Source organism: Streptomyces siamensis (genome assembly GCF_039543605.1).
In the GTDB taxonomy this organism is placed as follows: Bacteria; Actinomycetota; Actinomycetes; order Streptomycetales; family Streptomycetaceae; genus Streptomyces; species Streptomyces siamensis.
On the sequence record NZ_BAABKB010000004.1, the window covers coordinates 45,270 to 61,293 of the forward strand.

Below are 16,024 nucleotides of genomic sequence, written 5' to 3' on the forward strand. Positions count from 1 at the left end.
CCCTCCTGTTGCGGCGGCCGCGACGCGACGTGAAGGTGATGCTCATGGTTGAGCGCTCCGTGATCGTCCGCCCTCCTGCTGACCCCCGCGGCCGTGAGGTCGTCGTCGACGGGGAGTCCATGGGCATTGCCTACGGCCTGCGTGACCTCGCCACGTTCCTGCGATCGGCGGGGTGGGCCGGGCTGGACGAGATCGACGTGGCGGACTCGCCGTTCATCGAGTGGCACGGCGGGGGCCCGGAGGTGTGGGCGCAGCGACCGTGACACGGCGGGGTGCTCGCGATGCCCTGGTGCCTGGGTGGCACAGGGTCGACCGGGCCCTCGTCATGTTCCCGCGGTGAGGGACGGGTCGGACGAGAGACCGGCCGCCGTCGACGGGCAGGCAGGCACCGGCCACGAAAGTATCGGTCTGCGCCAAGAGGTCGGCCTGCCGTGCGGTCAGTGCGCCTCGACCTCGTCGGCCTCCAGGCCGCGGTCGATGCCATGGGGGACGACCTTCTGGCCGGGTTCCAGCTGCAGACGCACGCCGTCGAGGCGTACCTCGACCTGGTCCGGTTCGAAGGACACCAGGTCGTCGATCCGGTCGACCTCCCGGTAGGCGTTGCGGTACGACCAGGCGGCGCGACGCGCGTCACCGATGTCGTAGTAGTCGCACAGGCCCTTGTAGGGGCAGAAGGTCTGCCCTTCGACCGGCCGCAGCCGGCTCTCGTCGACGTCGGCGCGAGGGACGTACCAGCGCGGCGCGAAGCCGGACTCGAAGAGCACGACGGGGCGTTCGGACCGGGCCACCACGGTGTCGCCGAGGCGGACTTCCAGGGTGCGGGATGTGTTGCGGATGTCGATGCGGTGGTACGGGTCCGCGGCGTGCCCCAGAATGCGTTCGTCCTCCTCGTAGAAGGCGTCCATCGCGCGCCAGGCGAAGGCGATACGGTCCTGGAGTTCGGTGGCGTGCCCGGGCAGTGCCGTGAACTCCCAGGCGGCGCGTTCGGTGGTCCGGTCGCCGGCGCGCACCGCGTACCAGGAGGTGTCGCCGAGGTCCCTGTGGTGGGTGACCTTGCCGTTCGCCACCAGGACCTGCGCGTCGACGTCCTCACGCGGGAAGTAGGCCACGGGGTAGCGGCCCGGCTCGTGCAGCAGCACGACGTCCTCGCTGTCGGCGATCCAGGTGTCGTTGAACTTCACGCGCATGCGGCGGCGCAGTCGCTCCGCGAACAGCAGGCGCTCCGGCAGGGGTTGCGGGGTGAGGAAGCGGCCGATCGCGCCGGCGGAGAGCGGGCCTTGTTGCCACGACAGTCCCATGGCGAATCCTTCCGGGTAGGGGGTGGGCGAGCGACCGCACCCCGGAACGGGTGTGTCAACGGTCAGGAGGTGCAGGAGCAGCGGGCGATGAGGGACTCGGGTCTGCGGAAGCAGACCCAGACGGCCTTGTCCGTGCCTGTGAGGGCCCGGACGCCCCAGTCGTCGCCGAGCTCCTGGACGATGTGCATGCCTCGCCCGGCTTCCCCGTTCGGTGAGGCGGGCGGGATGCGGACGCGGGAGTGGGGTGCGCTGTCGTGGACTTCGACGTGCAGGCAGTGCGGGTGCTGGATGAGGCGCAGCAGGTAGTCGTGTCCGTTCGGGGTTCCGTGTCGGACGGCGTTGCCGGCCAGTTCCGAGACGCAGGTACGGATGTCGTCGCGGCGTCCGCACCCGCCCCAGCTGTCGAGGGCCCGCATCGCGAAGTCGCGCGCGCTGCGCACGGTCTGCGGGGTCGCGCCGTAAGCGTGTTGGGCGAGGTGTGGCATGGCAGATCCTTTGCCGGGCGCGGCGTGAGGGGTGAGAGCCGGCGGCCGCCCCGACGCCCTGAGCGTCAGGCGAGGACGCGCGCGAGGAAGTCGCGGATGTGGCCGGTGATGGTTCCGAGGTGGCTTTCCAGGGCGAAGTGCCCGGAGTCGATCAGGTGGATCTCGGCGTCGGGCAGGTCCTGGGCGAACGCCTCAGCGCCTGCGGGGCCGAAGATCTCGTCGTTGGCACCCCAGACCGCCAGCAGCGGAACCTGCGAATCGCGGAAGTACTGGTGGACCTGGGGGTAGAGGTCCACGTTGGTCGGATAGTCGCGGAACAGCTTGAGCTGGATCTCGTCGTTGCCGGGTCGGTCCAGCAGTGCCTGGTCGTGGACCCAGCTGTCCGGGCTGACCAGGGTGGGGGCGGGGACTCCGTTCACGTACTGCCAGCGGGTGATCTCGGGGGTGAGGGCGCCGCGCACGGGTGCCTCGGTGCCGGGTCCGGGTGCCTGGGCGTAGGCGAAGAGTCCGTCCCAGAATGCCTTCACGAAGCCTTCCTCGTAGGCGTTGCCGTTCTGGGTGATGATCGCGGTGATGCGGTCGGGCGCCTGGAGGGCGAGCCGCCAGCCGATGGGCGCGCCGTAGTCCTGCACGTAAAGGGCGAACCGGTCGACGCCCAGCTGCCGGAGGAGTCCGGAGGTGACGTCGGTCAGGGCCTCGAAGGTGTACGGGAAGTCCGGCAGGCCCGGCATGGCCGACTGGCCGAACCCGATGTGGTCGGGCGCGATGACGTGGTACCGGTCGGCGAGCGCGGGGATGAGGTGGCGGAACATGTGCGAGCTGGTCGGGAAGCCGTGCAGGAGGACCACGGCGGGTGCCTCGGGGTCCCCCGCCTCCCGGTAGAAGACGTCGAGGCCGTCGACGGTGGCGGTGCGGTGGTGGACTTCGGCGATCATGGCTATAACCTCTCCATCGAGTTTCAGCGGTTACATATCCAGTCGAGCACACCGACTCTAACCTGTCAATTCCATTTTACTGGTTAGATCGAAACGGGCTCACCCACCCCTCACCCACTGGGCGCCGACGTCGTGACCGCGAGTGCAGCTAACCTCACAAGCAATCTTCTCTGGTTAGTTCGAAAGAACTAATGTAACCTTTCAAGCAAATCCAGCAGGTTAGGAGGTGCGGGAGTGGCAGACCGAGAACGGCAGGACGCCCTGCTGGAGCTCCTCAACAGCACGCCAGTGGTGCGCGACGAGGTCCAGGACCAGCTGGCGGATCCGGAGGCGGCCAGTACCTGGCAGCAGGCCCACGGCGGAACCGGCGGCCCTGGAGAGCGCCGCTACCTTCTGCGCGCACGCGACGTCCTTCAGGACGTGGTGCGTGGAAGCCTGCCCGCCACCTCACTGGCACCGCTCCTCGAAGACGTGTTCTCCCGCCCGCACCTGTCCCCCACGGGCGTCTCCTGGGAGCTGGACGCCCCCGCGGAGCGCCGGATGGCGGTCGAAGCGGTCATGACGTGGAGCGCGCTGCAGGACACGATGCCCGGTCGGCTGCGGCCCTGCTCCAACCCCGAGTGCCGGCGCTTCCTCCTCGACCGCAGCAAGACCAACAAGGCCCGATGGTGCTCGATGGCACTGTGCGGCAACCGGATGAAGGCCCGGCGCCACTACCAGCGCACACGCGACGCCGCCGAGTGACCCCACGTCGGCGGGCGAGGCCTGCCGGCGGGGTCACGTCTGATTCCCGCGGCCGCGCCGGCGCTTCACCCTGGCGATCTCGCCCGCGATGGGCAGCCAGTAGTAGGGGATGAAGGCGGCGATCACGGCCACGCCGAGTACCGGAAGCACCCCGCCGATCAGGGTTCCGGTGGCCAGCCACGCGACGGCGAGCCGGAAGCGTCGGCCGATCGCCGCCACGCCGGCCGGTTCGAGCGAGGCGGCAAGCAGGCGGCGACGGCGGACGTGCCACCAGATGACGTTGAACAGCACGGCCAGGAATGCGAAGGCCACGCCGTGGAGGACTACGGCGGTGCGCTGACCGTGTCCGTCGCGGAAGGCCTCGGCCAGTACGGAGGCGGCGAAGGGCAGGAAGGCCACGTCCATCAGCAACACGGTGTTGAAGAACAGCACCACCCGGTCGGCGCTGCGGACGTGGTCGAACATGATGTGGTGGTTGACCCACACCTGCCCGATCAGCATGAAGGTGACGACGTACACCAGGTAGGACGGCCACAGCGCGACGAGATCGTGCAGCAGGTGACTGGTGTCCCGCGGCGGATGGATCTCCAGGACGAGCAGCGTGATGGCGATGGCGATGACGCCGTCGCTGAACGCGACCACCCGGGCGGGGTCGCGCTCCACGCCGAACGACGTGGCCCCTCCCCCTGGCCCGTCCGGGCCGTCGGCTCCCGGCCCGTCCGGCCCACCGGCCGCCGTCCGGTGCTGTCTGTCGCCTCCCGGCTCGTCCGGCCCGTCGGCTCCCAGCCCGTGCTGACGGTCGCCTCCCGGCTGGTCCGGCCCGTCGGTACGTGACCCGTGCCGGCCCTCGCCTCCGGGCGCGTCCGGTCCTCCGGCTCCGGGCCCACGCGGTCCCTCCGGTCCGTCGGCACCCGACCCGCGTGCTCCGCCGCTTCCTGGCCCGCGTGCTCCGTGAGCAGCCTCTCCCATCGCCCCAGCCTCCGGCACCTGAGGCCGGGGCGCGCGCCGTGACGCGGAATCGCGGGGGTACCCGCACAAGAATTAGGATCGGCCCGAGCGCCCAGATCACCACGCCACGAGGGGCTGCCGGCCCTGCCGCCCCCGCAGGAGGTCCGCGATGGCGACGCTGCTGTCCGTCAACGTAGGAATGCCCAAGGACGTCTCCTGGCAGGGAAGGACCGTCCACACCGGCGCCTGGAAATCTCCCGTCCGCGGGCCCCGGATGGTGCGGCGGCTGAACATCGCGGGAGACGGACAGGGCGACCTGGCCGGACACGGCGGCGAGATGCGCGCCGTCCTCGTCTACCAGCAGGAGTCCTACCAGTACTGGCAGAAACACCTCGGCCGCGACGACCTGTCCTACGGGAGCTTCGGCGAGAACCTCACCGTCGCCGGCCTGCCGGACGACGAGGTGTGCATCGGCGACCGGTACCGCATCGGCGACGCCGAATTCGAGGTCAGCCAGCCCCGCGTCACCTGTTACCGGGTCGGTATGCGCCTGGGCGAACCGACGATGGCGTCGTTGCTGGTCGCCCACCACCGCCCCGGCTTCTACATGCGGGTCATCTCCGAAGGCCACGTCCAGGCCGGCGACGAGATCACCCTCACCCGCAGAGGCCCGGAAGAGCTCAGCGTCGCCGACATCGACGCACTGCTCTACCTCCCCGACCGCGACCCCGCCAAGCTGCGCAGGGCGCTCCGCATCCCCGCCCTGAGCCCCGGATGGCAGCAGTCCTTCCGGGAACTCGCGGCCGCTCAGCAGCCCAAGCAGGAACCGGGTTGGCCCGGCGGGCGCGCCGAGCCGCAGCAGCCCAGAGAGGTGCCGGGATGGCCGGGATTCAAGACCATGCGTGTCGCCCGGATCGTCCCCGAGACCCCCGCCGTGTCGTCCATCCACCTCGACACCACCGACGACACACCACTGCCGGCCTCCCGCCCGGGACAGTACCTCTCGATCCGCGTCCCCGTCGGCGACGGCGCCCCCGCGGTGCGCAGCTACTCCCTGTCCTCCACGCCCACGGCCCGCTCGTACCGCATCAGCGTGAAGCACGAGCCGCACGGGCTGGTCAGCGGCTACCTCCACACACGTCTCCACGCCGACGACCTCGTGGAGATCGCCTGCCCCCGCGGGACCTTCGTCCTCGAGGACGGCACCGGACCCGTCGTCCTGCTGTCGGCGGGCATCGGCGTCACCCCCGTCCTCGCCATGCTCCACCGGCTCGCCGCCGTACGCGACCCACGTCCCGTCTGGTGGATCCACACCGCACACGACCGCGCCCACCACGCGTTCGCGGACGAGGTCCACGCGCTCCTGGCCCAACTCCCCCAGGCCCACGAGCACATCTCCTACACGGCCGAGGCCTCCCTCCGTCCCGACGAGGCCCACATCGGCCAGGGCCGCCCCAGCGCACGCTCACTCGCGGCCCTGGGCATCCCCGCCGACGCCGACGCCTATCTCTGCGGACCGACCGCCTTCATGGACGACGTCGGCGGCTTCCTGCGCGAACTCGGCCTGGACCCCGCGCGGATCCACGTGGAGCAGTTCAGCGCCCTGCCCGCCATCAATCCGGGCGTCACGCCCACCGCCACGGTCCGACCGCATCGACCACCCGGCCCCGAAGGCACCGGCCCGCTCGTCACCTTCGCCCGCAGCGGCGTCACCACACCGTGGTCACCGGCCCACGCCTCCCTCCTCGATCTCGCGGAGGCCTGCGACGTCCCCACCCGCTGGTCGTGCCGCACCGGCGTCTGCCACACCTGCGTCACCCACGTGGTGTCGGGCGACACCACCTACACCACGCAGCCCCTCGAACCGCCCGAACCCGGCACCGTCCTCGTCTGCTGCAGCGAACCGACGACCGAAGTGGTTCTCGACCTCTGAAGGGGCCGAAGGATGCCCGGGCCTGGGAGGCGGGTGCCCTCCAGCCGCTCGGCGGACCGTCTGAACGCGCGCTGCGGCAGCGACACGCGGAACACCTCTCCGTGCGGGGGGATTTCGTCCCAGGCCCGGCAGGACGTGCACCAGAGCCGACTGCCGTCCGGACCGGCCAGGGGGAGGGGCGTGCCGGTCGGGACGGCCAACGGGTGCGAGGCGTCCTCAGCGCTTCAGGCGGTCCTTGTCGCCCATCACCACGACGGGGTGACGTGCGGGGTCGAGGGTGCGCAGCAGGGATCTCATCCCGGACTCCGGGACGGTGACACAGCCCGACGTGCCGTCACCGTGGTCCAGATGCAGCCAGATGCCCCCGCCCTTCTCCACACCCAGGGGCCGGGACCAGTCGTAGGGCGGGGTGCCCTTGATCCGGTTGTAGTCGATGGCTATGACGTAGTCGAAGTCGTGCTCGTGGGCTTCGTCCCAGTAGATCGTGGACGCGAAGGCGTGGTCGTCCTGCCGGTACTTCAGCCGGCTGCCCGGGTCCGCCAGCACGCCGCCCGCGTCGGTCAGGGTGAACACGCCCACCGGGCTGCGCTCGTCGTCCATCTGATGGTCGGTCGTCCAGCCCAGCTTGCCGTTGTGGGCGGGCCAGCTGCCGGTCCGTTTCCAGGTCTCGCCCTGCTTCTCGTAGAGGACGACGACGCCGTCGGGTGAGTCCCTGTCGTCCCCGTAGACGGCCACCACCTGGCGGGTGTCGGCGGGGACCTGCCGCCACATCCGGTCTCCGATGCCGGGAACGCGGTCGGGCTTCGCGGAGCGGGGCGAGGCGGACGCCGGGCCGTTGGTGCCCGGTGCACCACCGGGGCTCCTCCCCGCGGTCGTGTCACCGCATGCCGTGGCGATCGTCAGGAGAAGGCCACAGGCAGCGGTCGAGGCTATGGCATGGCGGGCACCGCCGCGGCGCATTGCACGATGAGCGGATCGAGTTCTCGAGGATCTCCACATGATCAGGATTTTGTGGCGGCCGGGACACGCGGTGCATCCGGGCGCGGGCATCCGGCCTAAGGTGCGATCCGGCCCGCGCAAGGGGCGGTGACATCTTCGTCGTGTCTTCGTCGAGTCTGCGTCCGTCCCGACGTGGGATGCGGACGGCGACCGGCAGGGCGCGTTCAGCGGACGATGGACACGATCCGGGAGAGGGCTTCGGTGAGTCGCCGGTCTCCTCGCGTACGGGAGCGGCCGAGCGCGGTGCCCGGATCGATGCCGCGTGTGCACAGGCGCCAGGCGGTCTCCGCGTCCATGCCCAGCGAAGCGGCCGGCGGGCCGAGCGGTGATTCGGCCAGTGACCAGCGGTCGGGGGTCGCGGTCACCGTCCAGGTGCCGCCGGCCTGCCCGTCGACCGTCACCTGAACCTGCGTCCCGACGGGCGCGGTGCTGTCGCGCAGGGTGTGCGGCAGGGCGCGCATGAACGTGTCCAGGACCAGGGCGAGGGCCCGGGGCTCCGGGTCCGTCGCGTGGCCGGTGGCGTGGCGGATCTGCTGACGGTGGGTCCAGTACTCGGTGAACTCCCGTGCGAGGTCGAGCCAGTTGGGTGCCGGGTCGGCCCCGGCCCAGGACACGCCCAGGCCCGCGGCGTCCAGGTCGGCCACCGCGAACCGGTCCCTGACCTCGGTGCCGGCCTGTTCGAGGGCGTCGATGAGCTCGGCCGGGCTGTGGCCGGTGTGGAGGTCGACCCATTCCTGGTTGGTGCGGTGGATGAACGCTTCGAGCGTCTCGCCGGGCGCGAAAGTCGGCCGGTTCTCGCCCGTGCGCCGGCCGAGGCGTCCTTGGTAGTCGCCCAGGATGTGGGCGGCGAGGTCGTGCACGGTCCAGCCCGGGACCGGAGTGCCGTGCCATTCGCGCGGGCGCAGGGAGCGGAGCAGGTCGAGCAGGGCGGCCAGTTCCGGGCCGAACAGAGGGCGGGCGTCGATCGGTCCGCCCAGCCAGGACCGGTCGACGGGCGGGCCGTCGGGCCGGCCGCTCATGGTCGCCGCCCCGCCGTCCGTCGCCGCGGCCGGCCGGTGCGCGGCTCCCTCGGCTCCCGTTCCTCCACGCGGCTCAGCGGGACTCCGGGTAGCGCCCCCGGCCGTTCGGGAGTTCGCCGGACGTGGTCTCCTCCAGCAGCGCGGTGTACTTCTGCGAGAGCTCGCCGGTGTCGTCGTTGCGGCGTTTGTTGCGGGTCATGACGTACAGCGCCACCGGCCCGGTGATCATCGAGACGACCGGGATCAGCGCCCACCACGGCATGGGTCCTCCCCTGAGTGCGGTGTTCCGGGGGCTGTCGTGGAACGCCCGTCGAAGAGTATGCCCTGTCGGCCCGCTCGCCAACGGGGCATGTCTCAGGAGGCGTTGCCTACCTAACGTGTTACCAGATGTTTGACGTCAACCACTGGACGGGCGTCCGATACGCAATCTAAGTTCGCCTCTCGGCAGCGGTCATGTCCACGATCGGCACCCCGAGCGTGCGCAACGGCCCTTCCACGCAAGGCCGTTGATACATCACCTACCGTGCGATGTGAGGGGCTGTGGAGAAGACCGATGCCCGCGTGCCCGAGGGCGCGCTCCCCGAGCGGCTCGCCGCCGCGCCGTCCCCCGGTCGCCCCCGGTTCCTGGTACTGGGCCTGTTAGCCATAACCGACGGGTGCGAGACGGTCGTTCTGCAACCCTCCCGCCCCGCGTCGTTGCTCGCCGCGCTGCTGCTCCATCCCGGCGCCGTCGTCTCCTCGGGCTTCCTCCAGCGCGTGGTCTGGGGCAGCGCACCGCCCGCGGGAGGCAAGGCCGCTCTGCACACCTGTGTGCTGCGGCTGCGCCGGCTGTTCGCCAAGTACGGCGTCGCGAACCAGACCATCGAGGCCGTCGCCGGCGGCTACCGATTACACGCCGACGTCGACACCCTCGACCTCCTCCACTTCCGCGACCTGCTCTCCCGGGCGCAGGCCTGCGAGGACCCGGAGGCCGCGCTGCGCCTGGCACGGGCCGCGCTGGGCCTCTGGAAGGACCCGCTCCTCGGCAACGTCCACTCCGACGAGCTCCACCGCGACCAGGTCCCGCGTCTCTCCGAGGAACGTCTGCTCGCCGTCGAGCGGGTCTTCGACGGCGAACTGCGCCTGGGACGCCACCGCGAGATGATCGGCGAGGCCCGCCGGGCCGTCGAGGCCCATCCGGGGCACGAAGGCCTCTCCGTCCTGCTGATCGAGGCGTTGTACCGCTCCGGGATGCGCGCCGAGGCGCTCGCCGAGTACCGCAGGATCCGTACCCACCTCGACACGGAACTCGGCGTGGAACCCGGTCCGGCGCTGCGCCGCGTCCAACTCGCCGTGCTGCGCGGCGAACCACCTGACGGACATCCCGCGCTGCCCCCGGCCGGCACCCCGCCCGCAGTGGCGCTCGCCGAGGCGCCCGCGGCCCGCGGGCGGGCCTCCCCCGCGGCTCCCGGAACCGCCGTACTGCGCTCCCTGGTCGATGCCGGGCTGCTGGAGGAGGGCCCGCCCGGCCGGTACCGCGTCCATGACCTGTTACGCCTGTTCGTCCAGGCCGCCGGCACCGCTCCCCCGGTCGCCGCCCAGCACATCCCGGCGGACATGCCCCCGCCACCGGCCGACTGACCGCCCCCCGCCCCCGCCCCCATCGGAGGTTTCGGAACCCATGGCTCACACTCCCGCCTCGTACGAGGAGATCGCGCGGTCGCGGCCCCGCATCCGCAGGGACGTGCTGTTCACCCGCACCCCGTCCGGTGTGCTCTTCCACAACGCCCACGGCGGGTTCAACGTCGTCACCCGGTCCGCCTACCGGTTCGCCGCGCTGATCGTGCCTCACCTCGACGGCCGACGACGGGTCGAGGAGCTGTGCGACGGCCTGGGAGACAAGCAGCGCGACATGGTGGTCCAACTCGTGCGCGCACTCTACGCGCGTGGTTTCGCCCGGGACGCCGCGCCCGAACCATCGTCCGACGTCCTTCCGCCGCAGGTCGCAGCGCGTTTCGCGCATCAGCTCGACTATCTCGACCACTACGCCGACGACGCACCCGGACGGTTCCTGAGATTCCGTTCGACCCCCGTCGCCGTGCTCGGAGACGACGCTGTGGCCCGCTGGGCCGCACTCGGTCTGCTGCGCAACGGCTGCGCCGCCGTCGCCGTCACCGAGCCGGACTCCTCGCACGGCGTCCTGCGCCGTGAACTGCACGGCGTGGAAGGCACCGCCGACCTCGACGCCGAGGCCGCCGAACTGGACGGCGCGGGCTGCGCCCCGCGCGTCACTCGGCTGCCCGCCCCGACCGCGCAGACGTACGGCTGGGACGAACTCGACGGCTGGGACACCGTCCTGGTCACCGGCGCGGCCGGACCGCGCCAGATGATCCGTCTGCTCACCGAGGGCGTACCGGCCGGCCGTCGGCTGCTCGGCGCCTGGACCTTCGGCAACCGCGCTGTCATCGGCCCCGTGATGACCGGCGACGCACCAGGCTGCTGGTCCTGCGCCGCCCTGCGGCTCGGGGCCGGCGCCGACCCCGCGGACAGTGCCGACCTGTGGGCGTCGGTCGGTCCCGCCGTACCCCTCGGCACTCCCCCGGCCGCCCTCGGCGGCCCGCTCGCCGGCATGCTCGGCAACCTCCTCGCCTTCGAGGTGTTCCGCCTCGTCACCGATGCGCTGCCGGCCGAGACGCGCAACCAGGTCGTCGTGCAGGACCTCGACTCCCTCGACGTACTGACCGAACCGCTGTTGCCGCACCCGCGCTGCCGGTTCTGCGGCGGCGCGGACGAGCCGCTCCCCGTCACCGGCGACGCACTGCGCACACGGCACGCGGACGACGAACCGGCCGCCCTGCCCGCCGACGGCGCCGCCGACGAGGACGCGGCCCGCGCCGCCCTCACCGCCCTGGAGCAGCGGGACGTCCTCGTCCACGAGAGGGCCGGGGTCTTCACCGGTTACGCCGACGACGACTGGGAGCAGACCCCGCTCAAGGTCAGTACGGTCAGCCTGGGCCTCGTACCCGGCCGCGTGCGCCGGATCTCCGCGGTCGACGTCCACCACGTCGCCGGTGCCCGCCTCACCGCTGTCTTCCGCGCCGCCGAGGTGTACGCCGAGCACGTCGTCCCGCCGCGGGTCCTGGACGCCACCGCTCTGGAGGCCGCGGTCGGCAAGTGGGCACGCGTGACGCCCGCCGAACTCACCGTCTCCAGCGGCCTCGACGTGCCCGCCGACGCGATCGCCCACTGGACGGAGGCCACTTCGCTGCTCGACGGCCGGACCGTCCTGGTGCCCGCCGGGGCGGTGCGCACCTTCGGTGGCTGGAACGACGAGGGCCTCTTCGAACGCTCCTCGGCCGGCACCGGCGCCGCCGGCAGCCCGCGCGCCGCGCTCGTCCGCGCCCTGGGCACCGCGCTCGCCCACGACGCGCTGCGCGGCGCCGTGCACCGCACCGCGCCCGTGCGTGCCGTGGACCCGGCCGTGCGCACCGACGACCCGGAGCTGCTGTTCCTGCTCCGCTCGGCGAAGAACCTCGGGATCACCGCGGAGGTCCTCGACCTCACCGCCGCCGGCGGGGGCACACTGCCCGTCTCCATGGCCCGCCTCACCGATGCGGAGACCGGTGCCGTGCGCTGGGCCACCGGTTGCGGACTGCGGCTGCGTGACGCCGTGCTGGAAGCCCTGCGCGACCTGCTCGGGACCGAACAGACGGCCCGCGCCGCGGGGCGGCCGGATACCGGCGACCCGCTCTGGGCCGATCTGGACGCCGCCACCCTCGTCGTCGAGGACCCCGTGCCGCTCCCCGGGACGACCACCACCTGGGCGGCCGTGCTGGACGGCCTCGCCGCCGCCGGACGCGACGCCTACGCGGTGCCCGTGGCCGCGCCCGACCTGGCCGCCGGCCATGTGCACGCGGTGCGCGTCCTGCTGACCCGCGGGGAGCACCGTGCCCACTGAGACCGTGCCGGCACCGCGTCCCGAGGCCGTGGCGCGACCGGGGTCCACCGGGCCGTGGAGCGCGCTGTGCGAAGCACTCACCGCCGCCCTCGCGGATCGCGCGGGGCGTCACCCCGGCATGCCGCCGACGCTCGTGACCTCGCTCGGTGTGCGCGACGAACTCGCCGTCGAACCGGGCGAGTTCACGCCGGGGACCGTCCCGGTGAGCCTGTACGGGCATCATGCCGTGGTCGGCCCCCTCGCCACGGCCGGCGCCACGGGCTGCCCGCAGTGCCTGGCCCGCCGCTGGCAGGCGGTGCGCGCCGGGTTCCTCCGCGACGCCCTGGAGTGCGGCGGGGATCCCCGTGCCACCGGGACCCCGCCGTGGCAGGCCGCCTTCGTGGCGGACGCCCTCGCCGCGCTCGTCGCGTCCGCGGCCCGGCGGACACCCTCGGACCGTCATCCTTGGGTCTGGCTGCTGGACCTCGAAACCCTGCACGTGTCCCGGTTCCCGCTGGTGCCCGACGGCGAGTGCCCGTCCTGCGCGACACGCTCCGACGACACCACCGAAGCCGCCCGGGTCACGCTCGAACCCACCCCGAAGCACGCCCCGGACAGCTTCCGGCTGCGCCCGCTGGACGCCTACGACCTCGCGCCGGCGGCGTTCGCCAACCCCGTCACCGGGATGCTCGGGCCGTCCGTGGCCCCCGACCTGACGTCGGCCTCGACCTCGTCCGCGGTCGGCGCGTTCACCACCCGCTCGGGTGCCTACCTGCGCGACTGCTACTGGGGCGGCCACACCGACGCCTATGCGACGAGTGTCCGCGTCGGCCTGCTGGAGGGCCTGGAGCGCTACGCCGGGATGCGGGCCCGCGCGAGGAGCACCGTCGTCACCGCCGCTCTCGACGAGCTCGGCGACACCGCTGTCGACCCGCGCGTCACCGGCCTGTACTCGGACGCCTTCCACGCCGCGGAGCCGGACGCACCGCGTTTCGCGCCCGACCGGCCGGTGGACTGGGTGTGGGGCTGGTCCCTGCGCGACGCCCGCCCCGTCCTCGTACCGGAGGTGGTGGCGTACTACCACGCGCCCGGCGGCGTCCGGCGGCGCTTCGTGCAGGAGAGCTCCAACGGCTGCGCGTCGGGCGGTTCGCTCACGGAGGCCGTCCACCACGGGCTGCTGGAGACTCTGGAACGCGACGCGTTCCTGCTGGCCTGGTTCGGCCGGGCGCGGCTGCCCGAGATCGATCCGTCGACCAGCACCCGGGCCGCGACCCGCGCCATGGTCGACCGGCTGGCGATGTACGGCTACCGGGCCCGGTTCTTCGACACCCGCATCACCTTTCCGGTGCCGGTGGTGACCGCCGTCGCCGAACGCCTCGACGGGGGACCGGGGTTGCTCTGCTTCGGCGCGGGTGCCTCACTCGACCCCGAAGCGGCGCTCGCCGCCGGACTCTGTGAGATCGCCACCGACTCCGTCAACCTCCGTCGCCGGGTGGCCCGCGAGGAGAAGCGGCTGCGGCGCATGACGCACGACTTCGACGAGGTGCGCGTCCTGCACGACCACCCTCTGTTGTACGGGCTGCCCGAGATGGGCCCGTACACCGACTTCCTGCTGAAGGAGCGGGCGGACGCCGACCGGGTGCCGCTCGACTCGTTGGCCTGCGGACCCGCTTCGCCGCGCCCGTCCGCGGACCTGCGGGAGGACGTGGAGTCCTGCGTCGCCGCCGTGACGGCACGGGGCTTCGACGTCGTGGTGGTCGACCAGACCTCGGCCGAACAGCGCGACCTCGGATTCCGCACGGTCAAGGTCCTGGTACCCGGTCTCGTCCCGATCGACTTCGGGTGGCGCAGGCAGCGCGGTCCCACCATGCCCCGGGTCCGTTCCGCGCTCCGCGAAGCCGGTCTCCGTGACGCCGACTTGGCGCCTCAGGACCTCAACCCCGCTCCGCATCCCTTCCCTTGACCGGTCACCCCGCACCACCCGACCGCGGCACCCGGTCTCCGGCCCGTCGCCGGCATCCGTTCGAGGAAGTGCCCGCCCAGCGCCGTCCAGCGCACCCGCACGAGCCCGCGGCGGCCACCGCCGACGCCCCGTACAGACGAGCAGAACAGGGAGTGAGCATGGGATACGCCCACGAGTACGCGACCGCGGTGATGCGGCGGGGCAGGATCCCCATGGAGCCGGCCGACTTCGTCCCCGACTGGTCCGACCGCCCGCGCAAGGGCAAGTTCTTCCCCGGCGCCCCGTCCTTCCCGCTGCCCGACGGCGGCTGCGCGGACGACGCCACCCTCGACCGGGGACTGTTCGGGCAGCGCGGCACAGGGGTGTTCACGCTGCCCCTGCTCGGCGCGATGCTCCGCGACTCCTACGGTCTGACCGGGCGCCGACTCGCCGTCCAGGCCAACACCGACCTGGGCTCGCTGCCCTTCCACTCCCACGCCAACTGGTCGCGCGGCACCGCATCCGGCGGCGGCCTCTACCCCGTCGGCATCCACTGGGTCACGGGCGCGAGCGGCCCGCTGACCCCGGGCGTGTACTACTACGACACTCCGCGCCACCGCGTCACCCGGCTCCTCGCGGGCGACGTCACCGGCGAGGTCCGCGCGGCCCTCGGCGACTGGGAGGAGGCCGCCGGAACCGACCAGTTCCTCGTCCTCGGGGTGACGTTCTGGCAGAACGCGTTCAAGTACAACAGCTTCTGCTACCACGCCGTCACGATGGACGTCGGAGCCCTCCTGCAGACCTGGCGGATGTGGGCCCGCGCCCACGGCCTCCATCTGGGCACCGCCCTCTGGTTCGACGAACCGCGCCTGGGCGGGCTGCTCGGACTCGACGCCGACGAGGACGGCGTGTTCGCCGTCGTCCCGCTGCGCTGGGCGGGCACCGCCCCGGCGGCATCCGCCCCGCCGGCGCCCGGGGCACGCGTGCGCCGCACACCCGACGAGAAGTCCCGCCGCGTGCTGTCCTTCCCGACCCTGCACCGCATCCACGCCGCCACATTGGAGGGCGCCGCCGACCGGCCCGCCCCCGGCACCCTGGACATCGCCCTCGCCGCGCCCGCCGGACCCGGCGAGCACAGCCCGCTGCCCGCTCCCGTGCCGCTGGACACACCCGTGCGCCGCGCGCTGCGCGAACGGCGCAGCAGCTTCGGCCGGTTCGCCGCCGCCGAACCGCTCGACCCCGACCGGCTCGCCGCCACGCTCTCCGCCGCCGTCGCCGCGGGCACCCTGGACAGCGACACCGAGACACCCGGCGGCGCACCCCTGATCCGGCTGTACGTCTTCGTCAACCACGTGCGGGACGTGCCCGCCGGGCTCTACGAGTACGACCGGGACACCGGCGGCCTGGTGCTGATGAAGGCCGGGGACTTCGGAGCCTTCCTCCAGGAGAACTACTTCCTCGCCAACTACAACGTGGAGCAGGCCGCCGCCGTCCTGGTGCCCGTCGCCCGCACCCACGCCGTCCTGGACGCCGTCGGCGACCGCGGTTACCGCCTCGTCAACGCCGCCGTCGGGGCCACCGCCCAGGCGGTCTACACCGCCGCCTCCGCGGCGGGCACCGCCTGCGGCGTCGCGCTCGGCTTCGACAGCGTCTCGTTCGAGGAGGAACTCGGGCTGGCCGAACGGGGGGAGATCCCCTTGCTGATCATGATGATCGGCCATGAGCGCCCACACCCGGCCGACTACCGCTACGACATCGTCGCCCCGTGACCGCGAAACCCGCCCCGGACCGACGGGAAGCCCGCC

Annotated in this window: 14 protein-coding genes; 7 read left to right on the plus strand and 7 right to left on the minus strand. The window is 72.4% G+C overall.

Annotated features, from left to right (window positions below; all coding sequences use genetic code 11):
- Nucleotides 1–44: 44 nt before the first annotated feature.
- Nucleotides 45–263, plus strand: a complete 219-nt coding sequence (locus tag ABEB03_RS10240; RefSeq protein WP_345644949.1) for a hypothetical protein — start codon at nucleotides 45–47, stop codon at nucleotides 261–263.
- Nucleotides 264–437: 174 nt separating this feature from the next.
- On the opposite strand, the gene ABEB03_RS10245 is transcribed toward ABEB03_RS10240, so the two are convergent.
- The 3 genes from ABEB03_RS10245 to ABEB03_RS10255 all read right to left on the minus strand — a co-directional run bounded on the left by ABEB03_RS10245 (nucleotide 438) and on the right by ABEB03_RS10255 (nucleotide 2,718).
- Nucleotides 438–1,298, minus strand: coding sequence for a DUF427 domain-containing protein (locus tag ABEB03_RS10245; protein ID WP_345644952.1), 861 nt, complete (start codon nucleotides 1,296–1,298; stop codon nucleotides 438–440).
- 62 nt (nucleotides 1,299–1,360) lie between these two features.
- Nucleotides 1,361–1,783 carry an ATP-binding protein gene (locus ABEB03_RS10250; protein ID WP_345644955.1) on the minus strand — a complete coding sequence of 141 codons (423 nt, stop codon included), beginning with the start codon at nucleotides 1,781–1,783 and terminating at the stop codon, nucleotides 1,361–1,363.
- A 65-nt stretch (nucleotides 1,784–1,848) separates the two neighbouring features.
- A complete protein-coding gene (locus ABEB03_RS10255) occupies nucleotides 1,849–2,718 on the minus strand; it encodes an alpha/beta fold hydrolase (protein ID WP_345644958.1) in 870 nt (289 codons plus the stop codon).
- Between the two features lie 234 nt (nucleotides 2,719–2,952).
- On the opposite strand from ABEB03_RS10255, the gene ABEB03_RS10260 reads away from it, so the two are divergent.
- Nucleotides 2,953–3,462, plus strand: a complete 510-nt coding sequence (locus ABEB03_RS10260) for a CGNR zinc finger domain-containing protein (RefSeq protein WP_345644961.1) — start codon at nucleotides 2,953–2,955, stop codon at nucleotides 3,460–3,462.
- A 33-nt stretch (nucleotides 3,463–3,495) separates the two neighbouring features.
- Here the strand turns inward: ABEB03_RS10260 and ABEB03_RS10265 are convergent, their stop codons facing one another.
- Nucleotides 3,496–4,125 carry a TMEM175 family protein gene (locus tag ABEB03_RS10265; RefSeq protein ID WP_345644966.1) on the minus strand — a complete coding sequence of 210 codons (630 nt, stop codon included), beginning with the start codon at nucleotides 4,123–4,125 and terminating at the stop codon, nucleotides 3,496–3,498.
- A gap of 454 nt (nucleotides 4,126–4,579) precedes the next feature.
- Between ABEB03_RS10265 and ABEB03_RS10270 the strand changes: the two genes are divergently transcribed.
- Nucleotides 4,580–6,343 carry an MOSC and FAD-binding oxidoreductase domain-containing protein gene (locus ABEB03_RS10270; protein WP_345644969.1) on the plus strand — a complete coding sequence of 588 codons (1,764 nt, stop codon included), beginning with the start codon at nucleotides 4,580–4,582 and terminating at the stop codon, nucleotides 6,341–6,343.
- A gap of 216 nt (nucleotides 6,344–6,559) precedes the next feature.
- Here the strand turns inward: ABEB03_RS10270 and ABEB03_RS10275 are convergent, their stop codons facing one another.
- The 3 genes from ABEB03_RS10275 to ABEB03_RS10285 all read right to left on the minus strand — a co-directional run bounded on the left by ABEB03_RS10275 (nucleotide 6,560) and on the right by ABEB03_RS10285 (nucleotide 8,623).
- The gene (locus ABEB03_RS10275) at nucleotides 6,560–7,114 is read right to left on the minus strand and encodes a L,D-transpeptidase family protein (RefSeq protein WP_345644972.1); all 555 of its coding nucleotides are present in this window, start codon (nucleotides 7,112–7,114) and stop codon (nucleotides 6,560–6,562) included.
- A 392-nt stretch (nucleotides 7,115–7,506) separates the two neighbouring features.
- Nucleotides 7,507–8,361, minus strand: a complete 855-nt coding sequence (locus ABEB03_RS10280) for a maleylpyruvate isomerase family mycothiol-dependent enzyme (protein WP_345644975.1) — start codon at nucleotides 8,359–8,361, stop codon at nucleotides 7,507–7,509.
- Between the two features lie 73 nt (nucleotides 8,362–8,434).
- Nucleotides 8,435–8,623, minus strand: coding sequence for a hypothetical protein (locus ABEB03_RS10285; protein ID WP_345644978.1), 189 nt, complete (start codon nucleotides 8,621–8,623; stop codon nucleotides 8,435–8,437).
- Nucleotides 8,624–8,901: 278 nt separating this feature from the next.
- Here ABEB03_RS10285 and ABEB03_RS10290 point away from each other — a divergent pair, with 278 nt between their 5' ends.
- The 4 genes from ABEB03_RS10290 to ABEB03_RS10305 all read left to right on the plus strand — a co-directional run bounded on the left by ABEB03_RS10290 (nucleotide 8,902) and on the right by ABEB03_RS10305 (nucleotide 15,988).
- Nucleotides 8,902–9,981: an AfsR/SARP family transcriptional regulator gene (locus tag ABEB03_RS10290; RefSeq protein WP_345644981.1), complete on the plus strand. Its 1,080-nt coding sequence runs from the start codon at nucleotides 8,902–8,904 to the stop codon at nucleotides 9,979–9,981.
- Nucleotides 9,982–10,021: 40 nt separating this feature from the next.
- Nucleotides 10,022–12,298, plus strand: a complete 2,277-nt coding sequence (locus ABEB03_RS10295) for a TOMM precursor leader peptide-binding protein (RefSeq protein WP_345644984.1) — start codon at nucleotides 10,022–10,024, stop codon at nucleotides 12,296–12,298.
- A complete protein-coding gene (locus ABEB03_RS10300; RefSeq protein WP_345644987.1) occupies nucleotides 12,288–14,240 on the plus strand; it encodes a TOMM precursor leader peptide-binding protein in 1,953 nt (650 codons plus the stop codon). The genes ABEB03_RS10295 and ABEB03_RS10300 overlap by 11 nt, the downstream gene beginning before the upstream one ends.
- A gap of 158 nt (nucleotides 14,241–14,398) precedes the next feature.
- A complete protein-coding gene (locus ABEB03_RS10305) occupies nucleotides 14,399–15,988 on the plus strand; it encodes a SagB/ThcOx family dehydrogenase (protein WP_345644990.1) in 1,590 nt (529 codons plus the stop codon).
- Nucleotides 15,989–16,024: the final 36 nt, after the last annotated feature.